This window comes from Streptomyces sp. 3MP-14 (assembly GCF_006334905.2).
Lineage (GTDB): Bacteria > Actinomycetota > Actinomycetes > Streptomycetales > Streptomycetaceae > Streptomyces > Streptomyces triticirhizae.
This window is the reverse complement of the sequence record NZ_VDLZ02000001.1, coordinates 60755-75914: the sequence shown is the minus strand read 5'-3', so window position 1 is coordinate 75914 and position 15160 is coordinate 60755. Positions and strand designations below refer to the sequence as shown.

The 15160-nt window shown below is 74.6% G+C and carries 12 protein-coding genes and 1 tRNA gene; 7 read left to right on the top strand and 6 right to left on the bottom strand.

Annotation, left to right across the window (positions count from 1 at the left end; translation table 11 throughout):
- Positions 1-414: 414 nt before the first annotated feature.
- Positions 415-4152, bottom strand: a complete 3738-nt coding sequence (locus tag FH609_RS00305; protein ID WP_226961281.1) for an ABC transporter ATP-binding protein — start codon at positions 4150-4152, stop codon at positions 415-417.
- Between the two features lie 481 nt (positions 4153-4633).
- Here FH609_RS00305 and erm point away from each other — a divergent pair, with 481 nt between their 5' ends.
- The 5 genes from erm (at position 4634) to FH609_RS00280 (ending at position 8031) form a co-directional block, all read left to right on the top strand.
- Entirely contained in the window at positions 4634-5503 is an 870-nt protein-coding gene (gene erm, locus FH609_RS00300; protein ID WP_139665825.1) for an ErmE/ErmH/ErmO/ErmR family 23S rRNA (adenine(2058)-N(6))-methyltransferase, read from the top strand.
- Between the two features lie 74 nt (positions 5504-5577).
- Positions 5578-6129: a hypothetical protein gene (locus FH609_RS00295; RefSeq protein ID WP_139665826.1), complete on the top strand. Its 552-nt coding sequence runs from the start codon at positions 5578-5580 to the stop codon at positions 6127-6129.
- Between the two features lies 1 nt (position 6130).
- Entirely contained in the window at positions 6131-6571 is a 441-nt protein-coding gene (locus FH609_RS00290) for a phage holin family protein (RefSeq protein WP_139665827.1), read from the top strand.
- A complete protein-coding gene (locus FH609_RS32035; protein WP_139665828.1) occupies positions 6547-7083 on the top strand; it encodes a DUF3618 domain-containing protein in 537 nt (178 codons plus the stop codon). The genes FH609_RS00290 and FH609_RS32035 overlap by 25 nt, the downstream gene beginning before the upstream one ends.
- 150 nt (positions 7084-7233) lie before the next feature.
- Positions 7234-8031, top strand: coding sequence for a phosphatase (locus FH609_RS00280; RefSeq protein WP_139665929.1), 798 nt, complete (start codon positions 7234-7236; stop codon positions 8029-8031).
- Positions 8032-8056: 25 nt separating this feature from the next.
- On the opposite strand, the gene tesB is transcribed toward FH609_RS00280, so the two are convergent.
- The 3 genes from tesB to FH609_RS00265 form a co-directional block, all read right to left on the bottom strand.
- Positions 8057-8938 carry an acyl-CoA thioesterase II gene (tesB, locus tag FH609_RS00275; RefSeq protein ID WP_139665829.1) on the bottom strand — a complete coding sequence of 294 codons (882 nt, stop codon included), beginning with the start codon at positions 8936-8938 and terminating at the stop codon, positions 8057-8059.
- Positions 8939-9061: 123 nt separating this feature from the next.
- A tRNA-Met gene (locus FH609_RS00270) sits at positions 9062-9138 on the bottom strand.
- Positions 9139-9180: 42 nt separating this feature from the next.
- Positions 9181-9600 carry a Fur family transcriptional regulator gene (locus FH609_RS00265; protein WP_122184074.1) on the bottom strand — a complete coding sequence of 140 codons (420 nt, stop codon included), beginning with the start codon at positions 9598-9600 and terminating at the stop codon, positions 9181-9183.
- Between the two features lie 142 nt (positions 9601-9742).
- On the opposite strand from FH609_RS00265, the gene FH609_RS00260 reads away from it, so the two are divergent.
- Complete coding sequence (locus FH609_RS00260; RefSeq protein WP_139665830.1) at positions 9743-11206, top strand: catalase; 1464 nt, start codon at positions 9743-9745, stop codon at positions 11204-11206.
- 131 nt (positions 11207-11337) lie between these two features.
- Here the strand turns inward: FH609_RS00260 and hisN are convergent, their stop codons facing one another.
- Positions 11338-12132 (bottom strand): histidinol-phosphatase, encoded by a 795-nt coding sequence (hisN, locus tag FH609_RS00255; protein ID WP_139665831.1) that lies wholly within the window; start codon positions 12130-12132, stop codon positions 11338-11340.
- Positions 12133-12275: 143 nt separating this feature from the next.
- On the opposite strand from hisN, the gene FH609_RS00250 reads away from it, so the two are divergent.
- Positions 12276-12800, top strand: coding sequence for a TetR/AcrR family transcriptional regulator (locus FH609_RS00250; RefSeq protein ID WP_139665832.1), 525 nt, complete (start codon positions 12276-12278; stop codon positions 12798-12800).
- Positions 12801-12819: 19 nt separating this feature from the next.
- Here the strand turns inward: FH609_RS00250 and FH609_RS00245 are convergent, their stop codons facing one another.
- Positions 12820-15129: a protein kinase domain-containing protein gene (locus FH609_RS00245; protein ID WP_139665833.1), complete on the bottom strand. Its 2310-nt coding sequence runs from the start codon at positions 15127-15129 to the stop codon at positions 12820-12822.
- Positions 15130-15160 lie beyond the last annotated feature (31 nt).

Genomic DNA, 15160 nt, shown 5'->3' with positions numbered 1-15160 from the left:
CGAGGCGCTGCGCGCTGGCGTTCCGGGCGCCCTGCGCACCGGCGGCCCGGCGCCGCCGGGCCGCACCTCGCCTGTCTCGTGGTCTCCTCGCGACACACGCCCCAACGCCCCACCCGCACACGTCACTTCGAGCCGCACACGCCGTCAGGTCAGGGCGGACCCGTGGGCCACGAGCCACCCGCAGGATCACCCGCCGGCGCGGACCGCGCCGGCCCCCAGGGCCGGCCGGCCGCCGCCGGCTCCCACAAGCCGCCGGCAGGAACGCCGCCCCCGGGCAACGCCGCACCCACGGCCGACGGCGACCGATCCCCGCCCCGCCCGCAGGGCCACCCGCCGGCGCCGACCGTGCCGGCCCCCAGGGCGGCCCCCAGGACCGACCGGCCGCCGCCGACTCCCACAAGACGCCCGCAGGGCTTACCCCACCGGGGCCGCCGGTTCGGCGGCATACGCTCGCCACAGCGCCGCGTAGCGGCCATCCGCCGCGAGGAGTTCCGCGTGGGTGCCGTCCTCCACCACGCGCCCCTGGTCGAGCACCACCACTCGGTCCGCCCGCGCCGCCGTCGTCAGCCGGTGCGCCACCACCAGCGTGGTGCGGCGGCCGGCGAGCCGGTCCGTCGCCTCGTTGACCAGCGCCTCCGTGGCCAGGTCCAGCGCCGCCGTGGCCTCGTCGAGCAGCAGGATGTCGGGGTTGACCAGCTCCGCCCTGGCCAGGGCGATCAACTGCCGCTGCCCGGCCGAGAGGTTGCGGCCGCGCTCGGCGACCCGGTGCCGGTAGCCGCCGGGCAGCGCCGCGATCATGCGGTGCGCGCCGACCGCCCTGGCCGCCGCCTCGACCTCGGCGTCGGTGGCCTCCGGCCGCCCGTACGCGATGGCGTCGCGGATCGTCCCCGCGAACAGGTACGGCTCCTGCGGGACGACGCCCAGCCGGTGCCGGTAGCTAGTCAGGTCGAGTTCACGCAGGTCGACGCCGCCCAGCCGGACCGCGCCGCCGGTCGGGTCGTAGTACCGCGCGACGAGCTTGACCAGCGTGGACTTCCCGGCGCCCGTCTCACCGACGAAGGCGACGGTCTGCCCGGCGGGGATGGTCAGGTCGACGCCGGCGAGGGCGTGCTCGTCGGCGCCCGCGTAGGTGAACCTGACGCGTTCGAAGGACAGTTCGCGGGCCGCCGACGTCACCGGCAGCGGCCGCTTCGCCGGCGGCGTGGTGGGCCGCTCGGCCAGCAGCTCCCTGACCCGGCCGAGCGAGACCACCGCCTGCTGGTAGCCGTCGAAGACCTGCGACAGCTGCTGCACCGGCGCGAAGAACAGCTCGATGTAGAGCAGGTACGCGACCAGCGCGCCCGCCGTCAGCGTGCCGTCGCCGACCCGGCCGGCGCCCACCACCAGCACCCCGGCGGTGGCCAGCGAGGCCAGCAGCTGAACGAATGGGAAGTAGACCGAGATCAGCCACTGCCCGCGCACCCGCGCCTGCCGGTAGCCGTCCGAGCGGGCCGCGAACCGCTCGCGGCCGTCCCGTTCCCTGCGGAACGCCTGGACCACCCGCAGCCCGGCGACCGACTCCTGGAGGTCCGCGTTGACGCCGGCGATCCGTTCCCTGGCCAACTCGTAGGCGCGGGTGCTCAGTCGGCGGAAGAAGACGGTGCCGACGACGAGCGGCACCAGGGTCGCCAGCACCACCAGCGCCAGCTGCGCGTCGAGCGCCACCAGGACGACCAGGATGCCCAGGAACGTCAGCACCGCGACCAGCGCCTGGACCAGCCCGGTCTGGAGGAACGTCGTCAACGCGTCGACGTCCGTGGTCATCCGCGTCATGACGCGGCCGGCCAACTCCCGCTCGTAGAAGTCGAGTCCGAGCCGTTGCAGATGGGCGAAGATCTTCACCCGCAGCGTGTAGAGCGCGCGCTCCCCCACGCGCCCCACGGCGCGCGTCGAGCCGTACTGCGCCCCCCACTGCACCACCACCACGCCGAGCGCCAGCAGCGTGGCCGCCCACACCGCGCCCAGCGCGGTCTCCCGCACGCCCTCGTCGATGCCGTACCTGATCAGCACCGGCAGCAGCAGCGAGGCCAGCGCGTCGACCACCACCAGCGCCAGCGCGCCGGCCAGCGGCAGGCCGAGCCCGGACAGCAACCGCCGCAGGCCGTAGGTGCGTTCGGCGCCGGCGGCCCGTTCCTCGTCGATGGCCGGCCGGTCGTCGGCCGGCGGCAGGGCGGCCAGCCGCTCGCGCAGCTCCGGCGTCAGCGGCGAGCCCGCGCCCTCGGCGGCGGCCGCGTCCAGCTCGTCCAGCTCCCGCGACCCGGTGGCGGCGGATGACGCGCCACCCGAAGGAGCCGGCCAGGCGGCCTCGGTGAGCTGCCCCGGCGCCCAGCCGGCCTCCCGCCCGGCCGCCGCCAGGCCCGCAGGGTCGGGGGCCGCGCCGCCCAGCCGCTCCGGGTCGGCCAGCAGCCGCCGGTACAGCTCGCAGCGCCCCGTGAGCTGCTCGTGGGTGCCGATGTCGACCAGCCGCCCGCCGTCCAACACCGCGATCCGGTCGGCCAGGCGCAGCGTCGAGGCGCGGTGCGCGATCAGCAGCGTGGTCCGGCCGCGCATCACCGAGCGCAGCGCCTCGTGGATCTCGTGCTCGACGCGGGCGTCCACGGCCGAGGTGGCGTCGTCGAGGATCAGCAGCCTGGGGTCGGTGAGGATCGCGCGGGCCAGCGCGAGGCGCTGCCGCTGGCCGCCGGAGAGCGTCATGCCCTGCTCGCCGATCACCGTGTCATAGCCCTCGGGCAGCTCCTCGACGAACGCGTCGGCCCGCGCCGCCCGCGCCGCCGCCCTGATCTGCTCGTCGGTGGCCTCGGGGTGGCCGAGGGCCAGGTTGTTCCTGATGGTGTCCGAGAAGAGGAAGCTGTCCTCCGGCACCAGCCCGATCGCGGCCCGCAGCGAGTCGAACGTCAGCTCGCGGACGTCCCGGCCGCCGACCCGCACGGTGCCCGCGTCGGGGTCGTAGAAGCGGGGCAGCAGCAACGAGACCGTCGACTTCCCGCTGCCGGACGGGCCGACGACGGCCAGCGTCTCGCCCTCGCCGACCCGCAGCGACACGTCGCGCAGCACCGGCTCGTCCTCGGCGTAGCCGAAGGTGACCCGGTCGAACTCCACGGTGGCCGGCGCGTCCGCCGGCAGCGCGGCGGCGTCGGGCGCCTCGTGGATCGTCGGCCGGGTGTCGATCAGCTCCAGGACCCGCTCCACGCCGGCCCTCGCCTGCTGGCCCACGGTGAGGATCACCGTCAACATCCGGACCGGGCCGACCAGTTGCGCGAGATAGGTGGAGAACGCGACAAAGGTGCCCAGCGTGATCTCGCCCCGGGTGGCCATCCAGCCGCCCAGCGCCAGCATCCCGACCTGCCCCAGCGAGGGCACCGCCTGGAGCGCCGGCGTGTAGCGGGCGGAGAGCCGCACGCCGCGCATCCGGGCCGCGAAGAGCCGCTCGCTGACCCGGCGCAGCCTGGTCATCTCCTGGGTCTCCTGCCCGAAGCCCTTGACCACCCGGACCCCGCCGACCGCGCCGTCCACCACCCCGGCGACGGCGGCGGCCTGCGCCTGGGCGTACCAGGTCGCGGGGAAGAGCCGCACCCGGCTGCGGAGCGCGATCACCCACAGCGCCGGGGCGACCGCCAGCGCCACCAGGGTGAGCAGCGGCGAGAGGGTCAGCATCACGACCAGGGAGACGACGAAGAGCATCACGTTGCCGATGGTCATCGGCATCATGAAGAGCAGGCCCTGGATCAGCTGGAGGTCGCTGGTGGCCCGGCCGACGACCTGCCCGGTGCTCAGCCCGTCCTGCCGCCGGCCGTCCAGCCGGGTCAGGGTGTCGAACATCCCGGTGCGCAGGTCGTGTTGGACGTCGATGCCGAGCCGGCCGCCGTAGTAGCGGCGCACGAAGGTCAACGCGTAGACCACGACGGCGGCGGCCAGCAGCAGCCCCACCCACAGCCCGAGGCCGCCCTCCTCGCCGATCACCACGTCGTCGATGATCACCTTGACGATCAGCGGCATCAGGGCCATCACGCCCATCCCGACCAGGGACGAGCCGACGGAGAGCAACAGGTTGCGGCGGTACCGCCAGCAGTAGCCCACCAGCCGCCGTATCCAGCCGACCTCTCGCTCAGCCACCGTGGCGCCTCCCGTGCCCAAACCGCTCGCCCCCCTTGATCAACGACGCTCGACCTTGATCGACCGACCAGTGCCAACACCGCCGACCGGCCGTTTCATCCCGCCGCAACAATATGAACGTGCCATTCGCGGGTCGCGGGCGCACTCGGGAGCGCGCGGGCCGCCGCCGGCGGAACGGGCTTGCCCCGGGCCCGACCGGCGGCCTAGGGTCGCCTCCCATGGGAGCCATCACGCTGATCAACGGATGCCGCGCCGGCGCGCGGACGTCCGTTGCGGCCACCATGACCCGACGTCCTCGCATCCGGCGCCCGGCCCTGGCCTGACAGGTCACGCCCGGCGCCCGAGCCCGTCTCGCGCTCCCCCGCGTTCCCCCTTCACCGGCCCAGGGCCGTCCGTGTCCCCACCGACCCGGACAGGCCGTCGGCTCCATTCCGCGTTCCCACGCGTTCCCGGCCTGTCCTCGCGCCCTTCGAGGACCCGCATGGCCAGCCACCACCACCGTCACCACCGTCACCACCGCGATCACCGCGATCACCGCGACCAGCCGCGCCGTCGGCACGGCCCACGCCCCGGACGCCGGGGCGACAACCGCCGCGCCCTGTCGCAGAACTTCCTGCGCGACGCCGGCGTGCTGCGCCGCATCGTGCGCGCGGCCGACCTCCCGCCGTCCGCCCTGGTGTGGGAGCCGGGCGCCGGCGAGGGCCGGCTCACCAGGGCGCTGGCCAGGGCCAGCCGCGAGGTGGTCGCCTACGAGCTGGACCCCGCGCTCGCGGCGGCCCTGCCCGGGCGACTGGCCGCCGAGGGCAACGTCCGGGTGGTGCGCGGCGACTTCCTGACCGCCCGCCCGCCGGCCCGCCCGTTCGCCGTGGTCGGCAACATCCCCTACTCCCGCACCACCGACATCGTCCGCTGGTGCCTGGCGGCCCGGACGTTGACCTCGGCGACGCTGGTCACCCAGCGCGAGTTCGCCCGGCGGCGCACCGGCGACTTCGGGACCTGGCCGCTGCTGACCGTCCAGTCCTGGCCGGAGTTCGCCTGGCAGTTGGGGCCGCGCATCGAACGGCACCACTTCGACCCGGTGCCGCGCACCGACTCGGCCGTGCTGCGGCTGGTGCGCCGGCCGGCGCCGCTGCTGCCGCCGGGCGAGCTGGCCGGCTACCGGGCGCTGGTCGCCGAGGGGTTCACCGGCGTCGGCGGCTCGTTGGCCGCGACGCTGCGCCGGGGCCGGCCAACGCGCCGGGTGCGCGCGGCGCTGGCCGCCGCCGGCGTGCCCGATGACGCGCCGGTCGGCCGGGTCACGCCCCGGCAGTGGCTGACGCTGCACCGCGCGCTGCGCGGCGGCACGGGCTGAGCGGGCGGGGGTTTCCGTTCCCCGGTCCCGGTTACCCGGGCCACTCGAAGCGAGCCGCCACAAGGAAGCGAACCATGACTGACTCACTCAGCGGCGACCTCTGGGCCGGCGAGCGGGAAGCCCCCGCCGACAAGGCCAGGGCCGCCGCCCACACGGTGCGGGACCGCGCCGACGAGCAGGCGCGGGCCCAGTCGCACCGGGCCGCCGACCGGGTGCGGCAGGTCGCGGACGAGCTGTCCCAGCTGGCGCGGCAGGCGCCCGACGACTCCCCGACCAGGGCCCTGGTCGCCCGCGCCGCCGACGGCGGCCACCGGGCCGCCGGCTATCTGGACCGCCGTGGCCTGAACGGGCTGCTGGACGACGCCTCGCGCATGGCCAGCCAGCGCCCCGCCGCATTCGTCGGCGCCACGGCGCTGGCCGGATTCGCCATGGGCCGCCTGGCCAAGGCGGGCCGGGCCGCCGGCCAGGACCAGGCACAGGACGGGGACCGGCGCGGGAACCGGGACCGGCGCGGGGACCGGGACCGGGCGTGGAGCGACGCCTCGGACCCCGTGGAGCGCTCCGCCCGCCACGGCACGTTCGACGAAGCCGCGCACCCCGAGCGGACCGGCTATCCGGAGGCGTGAGATGGCACAGCACACAGCGCGCGACACGGCGGCCGACACGGCCAGGGACACCGGGCGGCGCGGGAGCGACGGCTCGATCGGGTCGCTCTTCGCCGACGTCACCTCCGACGTCCAGCGGCTGGTCCGGCAGGAGGCCGAGCTGGCCAGGGCAGAGGTCAAGGAGGAGTTCGGCCGGGCGGGCAAGGCCGCCGGGATGATGGGCGGCGCCGGCTTCGCCGGCTGGATGGTCGTCTTCTTCCTGTCGCTGGCCGCCCTGTTCGGCCTGGGCAACGTGATGGACCTGGGCTGGGCCGGCCTGATCGTGGCCGGCGGCTGGGCGCTCCTCGGCGCGGCCCTCTTCCTGCTGGGCCGGGGCCGGCTGCGCCGCTTCTCGCCGAAACCCACCAAGACCATGGAGAGCCTGAAGGAGGACGCAGCATGGGCACGTCATCCGACCGGATAAGGACCGACATCGAGTCGACCCGTCAGCAACTGGCGGGCGACCTGGACCGGTTGGCCGACCGGGTCAGCCCGATGGGCTCGGTCCGCCGCAACGGCGGGGCGCTCAAGGAGTCGGCCACCGGGGCCCGCGACCGGGTCCGCGAGGCCGCCACCCACTCCACCGAGCGGGCCAGGCAGCGCGGCCAGGGCGGTGCGCAGTCGCTGCGCGACGGCGCCGGCCAGGCCGCCGAGCAGGCCAGGGGCAACCCGCTGGCCGCCGGCGCCGTCGGGTTCGCCGTGGGCGTGCTGGCCGCCGCCGTGCTGCCGGGCAGCGACCGCGAGCAGCGCGCCGCCGGCCGCATCGCGGAACGCGCCGCGCCCCAGCTGGACCCGCTGCGCGACGCGGCCACCCGCTCGGCCCGCGAGTTCGGCAGCGAGGCCAGGGAGTCGATGCGCCAGGCGGCCGACGAGATCCGGCTGTCCGCGACCGAGGCCGCGCGCCAGACCAGGGAACGCGCCGGGCACCCCGGCTGACCGGGGTCACCCCGGCCGAAACGAGCCATGCGACGCCCCCGGCCCCGACCGGCCGGGGGCGCGCCTTCGTTCGGCGTTCCGCAGATCACAGCTCGGCGACTCCCCCACCGGAAGCGGCCCCTCCGGGCGATACTGGGCATCATGCCGACCATCGCCGCCCCCTCCCGTCCGGAACTGATCGAGCACCTGATACGCACCCGGATCGCCGGCGAGGTCGCCACCCCGAGGGAGAACAACCTCGCCCACTACCGGGAGCTGGCCAACGGCAACCGCTACTACTGGCTCGGCCTGGAGCTGGGCGACCGGTGGAGCGACGAGCAGGACGTGCTGGCGGTGATGGCCGAGCGCTGCGGCGTGGACGGCGATCCGGAGCACCGGCAGGGCCAGGACACGATCGACCCCGAGCTGACCGTGGAGGGCCTGGACCGGGCGGCCGCGCTGCTGCGCAAGGCGGCCCAGGACCGGCAGCGGGTCCTCGTCGCCACCGGCCACCCGGGCGGCCTGCTCGACGTCCACGCGCAGACCGCCGCCGCGCTGAGCGCGGTCGGCTGCGAGCTGGTCCGCGTCCCGCTGGGCCTGACCGCCGACGAGGGCGTGGTCGCCCAGCTCGCCGGGGTCGCCATGTACGAGCGCGGCGCGACCCTCTGGCACACGCACTCCCCGCAGCCGATGGCGGAGATCCTGGCGGCCCTGCCCCAGGAGGGCGAGGAGCTGCCCGACCTGGTGATCGCCGACCACGGCTGGGCCGGCTGCGCCGCCCAGTTCGGCATCGAGACCATCGGCTACGCCGACTGCAACGACCCGGCCCTCTTCCTCGGCGAGAACGAGGGCACCCTCAGCGTCTGCGTCCCGCTCGACGACCACGTCATCAACCCCCGCTTCTACGAGCCGATGACCGCCTATCTGCTGGACGCCGCCGGCCTGGCCGGCCCCAGCCCGCTGGTCTGAGCGCTTCGGGCCGGCCACCGACCGTTCAACGCGGGACCCGCATCAGCCCCTCCTGGATCACCGAGACCGCCAGCCGCCCGTCCCTGGTGAAGATCCGCCCGCGCGCCAGGCCCCGCCCGCCCTGCGCGGTGGGCGAGTCGGTGTCGTAGAGCAGCCACTCGTCCGCCCGGAACGGCCGGTGGAACCACATCGCGTGGTCCAGGCTGGCCCCCACGATGTCGCCGACCGTCCACCCGCCCCTGCCGTGCGCCAGCAGCACCGAGTCCAGCAGCGTCATGTCCGAGACATAGGTGGCCAGGCAGAGGTGGGAGACCGGGTTGTCGTGCTCCCCGTCGAGCTTGCCGTTGACCCGGAACCACACCTGCGAACGCGGCTCGCGCCGCACCCCGGCGGTGGCGAACGGCGGCTCGTTGACATACCGCAGGTCGATCGCCCGCCGGGCGTCCAGCAGGAGTTCGACGACGGCCGGGTCGACGAAGCGGTCCGCGTAGCGCGGCAGCAGCTCGTCCGCCGTGGGCAACGTCTCCGGGTCGGGCACCTCGGGCATCGGCTCCTGGTGTTCGAGGCCGTCCTCGACCGTCTGGAGCGAGGCGGAGAGATGGAAGATCGGCTGCCCGTGCTGGACGGCGACCACCCGCCGGGTGCTGAACGAACGCCCGTCCCTGATCCGGTCCACGGTGTAGACGATCGGCGCGCCGGGGTCGCCGGGCCGCAGGAAGTAGGAGTGCAGCGAGTGTGCCAGGCGGTCCTCGGGAACGGTGCGACAGGCCGCGACCAGCGCCTGCGCGGCCACCTGCCCGCCGAAGACCCGGGGAACGACGGAACGGTGGCTGTCCCCCCGGAAGATGTCGCGCTCGATCGGCTCCAGGTCGAGAAGACCGAGAAGGTACTGGAGAGTAGCGTCCATGGTCCGATTCTCCACGGCCCGGGGCGCCGGCCCACGACCGGAGGTGCGAAACCCGGGCCGTTCGCGCAAGGGCCCGGCACGCCGAAGGCCCGGTCCCTGGATCAGGAACCGGGCCTTCGCGACTGGTAGCGGGGACAGGATTTGAACCTGCGACCTCTGGGTTATGAGCCCAGCGAGCTACCGAGCTGCTCCACCCCGCGTCGTGTTCTCCACTCTAGCCCGCCGGCTCGGGGCCAGGCAAATCAGCCGCCCCGCACGCAGTCCGGGCAGCGCCCGTAGTAGGTGACGGCCACCTGCGAGACCTCGAAGCCGAAGCGCCCCTCGGCCGGCAGCGCCCGGAGCGGGTCCTCGGTCAGCCGCACGTCCCGCATCGCGCCACAGCCCGAGCAGACCAGGTGCTGGTGCGGGTCGTGGGCGTTGGGGTCGTACCGCTTGGCGCGGCCGTCGGTGGTGACCTCGATCACCTCGCCGAGGGCGACCAGCTCGCCCAGGGTGTTGTAGACGGAGGCCCGGGAGATCTCCGGCAGCCGGTCGGCGGCCCTGGCGTGCACCTCGTCGGCGGTGAAGTGCACGTGCTCGCCGTCCAGGACCTCGGCGATGACCCGCCGCTGGGCGGTCAGTCGCCAGCCACGGGCACGCAGTCGCTGAAGCAGGTCACTCATGGTCACAGCCTAGCGCGGCCCGGCCCGCCGGCCGACACTGTACGTTTCTGATGACGATCTCGATTCGACTCTCATCTTGACTTGGACAAAGTCCAATATAGGATCGGCTCAGAACACCGAGTCGAAGGGCGTGGACCGACACATGACCGACCAGATCCCAGCGGGCCCCCTCACCACCGAGGCGGGCGCTCCCGTGGCGGACAACCAGCACAGCCAGGTCGCGGGCGTCGGGGGTCCCGTGCTGATCCAGGACCAGCACCTCATCGAGAAGCTGGCCCACTTCAACCGCGAGCGCATTCCCGAGCGCGTGGTGCACGCGCGCGGCGCCGGCGCCTACGGCACGTTCACCGTGACCGCCGACGTGACCCCGTACACCAGGGCCGCGTTCCTCTCCGAGATCGGCAGGGAGACCGAGGTCTTCCTCCGCTTCTCCACGGTGGCGGGCAACCTGGGCGCCGCGGACGCGGTGCGCGACCCGCGCGGCTTCGCGCTGAAGTTCTACACCGAAGAGGGCAACTACGACCTGGTGGGCAACAACACCCCGGTCTTCTTCGTCAAGGACGCCATCAAGTTCCCCGACTTCATCCACACCCAGAAGCGCGACCCGTACACCGGCTCCCAGGAGCCGGACAACGTCTGGGACTTCTGGGGCCTGTCGCCCGAGTCCACCCACCAGGTCACCTGGCTCTTCGGCGACCGGGGCATCCCGGCCTCCTACCGGCACATGAACGGCTACGGCTCGCACACCTACCAGTGGACCAACGCGGCCGGCGAGGCGTTCTGGGTCAAGTACCACTTCAAGACCGACCAGGGCATCAGGAACCTGACCGCCGATGAGGCCGCCGTGCTGGCCGGCCAGGACCCGGACAGCCACCAGCGCGACCTGCGGACCTCGATCGAGAACGGCGACTTCCCGAGCTGGACCGTGCAGGTCCAGATCATGCCGGTCGCCGACGCGCCCACCTACCGGTTCAACCCGTTCGACCTGACCAAGGTCTGGCCGCACGCCGACTACCCGCCGATCGAGATCGGCCGGCTGGAGCTGAACCGGAACCCGCGCAACGTGTTCGCCGAGGTCGAGCAGTCGATCTTCTCGCCGCACCACTTCGTGCCGGGCATCGGCCCCTCGCCCGACAACATGCTCCAGGGCCGGCTCTTCGCCTACGGCGACGCCCACCGCTACCGGGTCGGCATCAACGCCGACCAGCTGCCGGTCAACCGCCCGCACGCCGCCGAGGCCCGCACCCACGGCCGGGACGGCCACGCCTACGACGGGCGGCACGGCGGCGCGAAGAACTACGAGCCCAACAGCTTCGGTGGCCCGGCCCAGACGGACCAGCCGCTGTGGGCGGCCACCGCCGTCTCCGGCCTCACCGGCGACCACCCGGCGCCGGCACACGCCGAGGACGACGACTACCGCCAGGCCGGCGCGCTCTACCGGCTGATGTCCGAGGACGAGAGGGAGCGGCTGATCGCCAACCTGGCCGGCTCCATCGCTCAGGTCTCCCGCGACGACATCGCCGAGCGGGCGATCGAGAACTTCCGCAGGGCGGACGAGGACTACGGCAAGCGGCTCCAGGCCGCGGTCCAGGCCCTCCGCGGCTGATCACCGGTCGATCACCCCCCGATCGACCGGTCCACCACGGAACCGCTTGCCGTACACCCCGGAGCGGCCGGCTGCCCCGAGGCGCCGGCCGCTCCGGCCTGTTCCGGGGCGGCGGCGCGCCGGTCGACCGTTCAGCCGCGCAGCGCCGCCAGCAGCTCGTCGTGGAGCAGCCCGTTGGAGGCGGCGGCGTCCACCCCGTGCGGGCCGGCCGCGCCGTCCAGGCCGGTGAACCGGCCGCCGGCCTCGGTCACCACGATCGAGGGCGCCGCCATGTCCCACAGCGACAGCTCCGGCTCGGCACAGATGTCCACCGCGCCCTCGGCGACCATCATGTACGACCAGAAGTCCCCGTAGGCGCGGGTCCGCCAGCAGGAGCGGGTCAGGCCCAACAGGCCGTCCAGCATTCCGCGTTCCTCCCAGCCGCCCAGCGAGGAGAAGGAGAAGGACGCGTCCGCCAGCGTGCCCACCTCCGAGACCCGCAGCCGGCTCGCCGACGTCAGGCTCCGCCCGGTGTAGGCGCCGCCGCCGAGCGCCGCCCACCAGCGCCGGCTCAGCGCGGGCGCCGAGACCACGCCCACCACCGGCACGTCGCCCCGCGAGCCGCGCTCCAGCAGCGCGATCAACGTGGCCCAGACCGGCACCCCCCGAACGTAGTTCTTGGTGCCGTCGATCGGGTCGATCACCCAACGGCGCGGCCCGTGGCCCTCGTTGCCGTACTCCTCGCCCAGCACGGCGTCGCGCGGCCTGGCCCGGCGCAGCGCGGAACGGATCAGCTCCTCTGCGGCCCGGTCCGCCTCGCTGACCGGGGTCATGTCCGGTTTGGTGTCGACCTTGAGGTCGAGTGCCTTGAACCGGTCCATGGTCGCGGCGTCGGCGGCGTCGGCCAGCACATGCGCGAGGCGCAGATCATCGTGGTAGTCGGGCATGTCCCCCAGTATCGCGGGCGCCCGCCGCGCCCCGGCCTTCCCCCCGGCGGCCGGCGGCCGCGACCACCCTTGACACCCCGCCCGGGCGCGTCAATTCTGTGCCCGGACCAGGCCGGTGCCGCACCTGGAGCGAGGAGGCGACGATGCCCACCGCCCGCGAGTCCCTGCTGGAAGCCGCCAGAACCGCCGTCGACGAACGCCCGTGGCCCCTGGTGCGGATGGTGGAGGTCGCCGCGTCGGCCGGCGTCTCCCGACAGACCCTCTACAACGAGTTCGGCGACAAGGCCGGGCTCGGCCGGGCCCTGACCGACCATCGGGTCACCGGGTTCCTGGAGGCGTTCCGCGAGCACTGCGCCCGGCGCGCGGCGGACGCCGGCGACCCGCTCGCCGACGCGGCCGACTGGATCGTCCGCACCGCGCGCGCCGACCGGCTGGTCCGCGCCTCGCTCACTGGCTGCCGCTGCACCGGGATGCCGCCGGCCGACCAGCAACCGGGCCGGCTCGTCGCCGAGTTGCGCGAACGCGCGCTGCGCGCCCTGGCCCCGCACACCGCGCCCCCCGCCCGCGAGGAGCTACCCGACTCCTGCGAGACCGCGATACGGCTGGCCATCTCCCGACTGATCGCGCCGCCCGACCAGGCCGACCGGTCCGCGGAGCGGGCCGGTTGACCCGGGGCCGGTCGGCCGGTCACACCCGCAGCGACCACAGCGTTCCGTCGCGGTCCAGGACCACGAACCGGTCGCCCGCGATCGCCGGGCCGCTCAGCTCCCTGCTGTTGAACGTGCCAGCCCACGCCTCGCGGCCGGTCTCCGCGTCGAGCACCCGGAGGGTGGTCCAGCGCTTGAACAGCCGCTCGTCCCTGGTCCGGTAGAGCAGGACACGGTCGTCGGCGGCCCGCACCAACTGGGTGTCGCCGGCCTCGTCGCGCCACAGCTCGGCGCCGTCCTCGGCGGCCAGGCACACCGTGCCCTCCCCGCCGGTCGGCAGGACGAACCCGCCCGCCACGCCGACGGCCTGGCCGGACCCGGGCGGGTTCCAGGCGCCGTCGTAGGTCCACCGCGGCTCGCCGGTGAGCGCGTCGACGGCGGTCGGCCGCCGGCGGTCCCCGGCGGCGTGCGGCAGAAACACGGTGGTGCCGGACAGCAGCGAGGCGAGGGGCGGGGTGTCCCGCAGCGCGTTCCCCGGCTCTCCGTCGAGGAACGCGGCCCGCCAGACCTGCTCGCCGGTGCCCGCCGCGCGGAGCACGAGATCGACGCCGGCCGTCGTCCCGGCGTGCTCGTAGCAGAGGAAGCCCTCGCCGACGGGGCACGGCGCACCCGCCCCGTGCTTCAGGGGGATGTCGGGCCTCTCCCACAGCAGTTCGCCCGTCCCCGCGTCCAACATCGCGGTGGAGTCTCCCGAGCACAGCACCAGGTCCCCGACCAACGCCAGGTCGCCGCCCTCCAGCGCGCTCGTCCCCCACCGCCCCTCACCGCTGCTCGGAACCCTCCCGCTGACATAGGAGTCCTCGCGCTGGATCAGCAGACCGCCGGGCCGGTGCACGACGAACTCGGCGCCGTTGTCGACCCCCAGGTCCCACCGGTCCTCGCCGCTGGCCGCGTCGAGGGCGTGCAGCGTCAGGCCCTCGTTCCCGTTCCGCGTCACCGCGAGCACGGTGTCGTCCACGACGTTCAGGATCATGCCTCCGCTGGCCAGCGGCGCGTTCAACGGCACCTGCCACAGCGGCTCGCCGTCGGCCAGGTCGACGGCGTGGATCGCTGCGGTGTCCTTGTAGTCGTGGCCCGCCGCCACGAAGCAACGCCCGTCGGCCAGAATGTCGTTGCCGTGGCTGCCCAGTTGGCTGATGTCGTCGATGGTCCGCGACCAGGCCACCGGGCCCTTGCCCGGGTCGGCGGTCAGATAGAGCGCGCCGGCACCGCCGGCCGCCGCGAGCGCGGCGAGGCCGGCGCCGCGCACCAGCAGCTCGCGTCGGCTGGTGCCGCCGGCCGGCGCGCGGCCGGTCGCGGTCGGCGTCGGGGCGTCGGCGGTCGAGGCCATGGCGTCGACCGTCGGGGCGTCGGCGGTCGGCGCGGTCGCGGTGGTGGGCGCGGGCCGCTCGCCGCCGCCGTCGACCACGGTCGGGGCGTGGCGCGGCGGCGCCGGCTCGGCGACCGCCCCGCCGTCGAGGCCACGCAGCGCCTCGGCGAGCGCGGCGGCCGAGGCGAACCGCTCGTTCGGCTCCTTGGCCAGCAGCCGCAGGATCACCGCGTCCCAGGCCGCCGAGACCTCGGGGGCGAGGGTGCTCGGCGCCGGCGGCCGGTCGTGCAGGTGCGCCGTGAGATAGCCCAGCGCGTCGGGGGAGGTGAACGGCGGCCGCCCGGTGCGCAGTTCGAACAGCACACAGCCCAGCGCGTACAGGTCGCTGCGCGGCTCGGGGCGGCCGCGCGCCTGCTCGGGCGCCAGATAGGCGGCGGTGCCGACCAGGAACCCGGTGTGGGTCAGCCGGTCCTCGGTGCCCACCGGGTCGGCGGCGCGGGCGATCCCGAAATCCAGCACCTTCAGGTTGCCCCGCGAGGTGACGAACAGGTTCGCCGGCTTGATGTCGCGGTGCAGGATGCCGGCGGCGTGCGCCTCGGCCAGCGCGTCACAGACCTGCGCGCCCCACCGGGCGGCGTCCACCGCGCCGACCCTGCCCCGCGCGACGACCGCGTCCAGGCCCTCGCCCCGCAGCAACTCCATGACCAGGAACGGCGTGGTGCCCTCCTCGGTCGCGGCCTCGCCCAGGTCATGCACCGTCACGATGTTCGGATGCTGGAGCGCCGCCGTGATCCGCGCCTCCCGCAGGAAGCGGGCGCGCGCCTCGTCGGCCCGGCTTCCGCCGCCGGCCAGCGCTGAGACGACCTTGACCCCGACCTGCCGCCGCAGCCGCTCGTCGCGCGCCTCCCACACCTCCCCCATCCCGCCCCGCCCGAGCGGGCGCAGCAGCCGGTACCGGTCGGCGAGTATGCGGTCTTCCACGGCCCCAAGTCCCCCCTGGACGCGCCCTTCT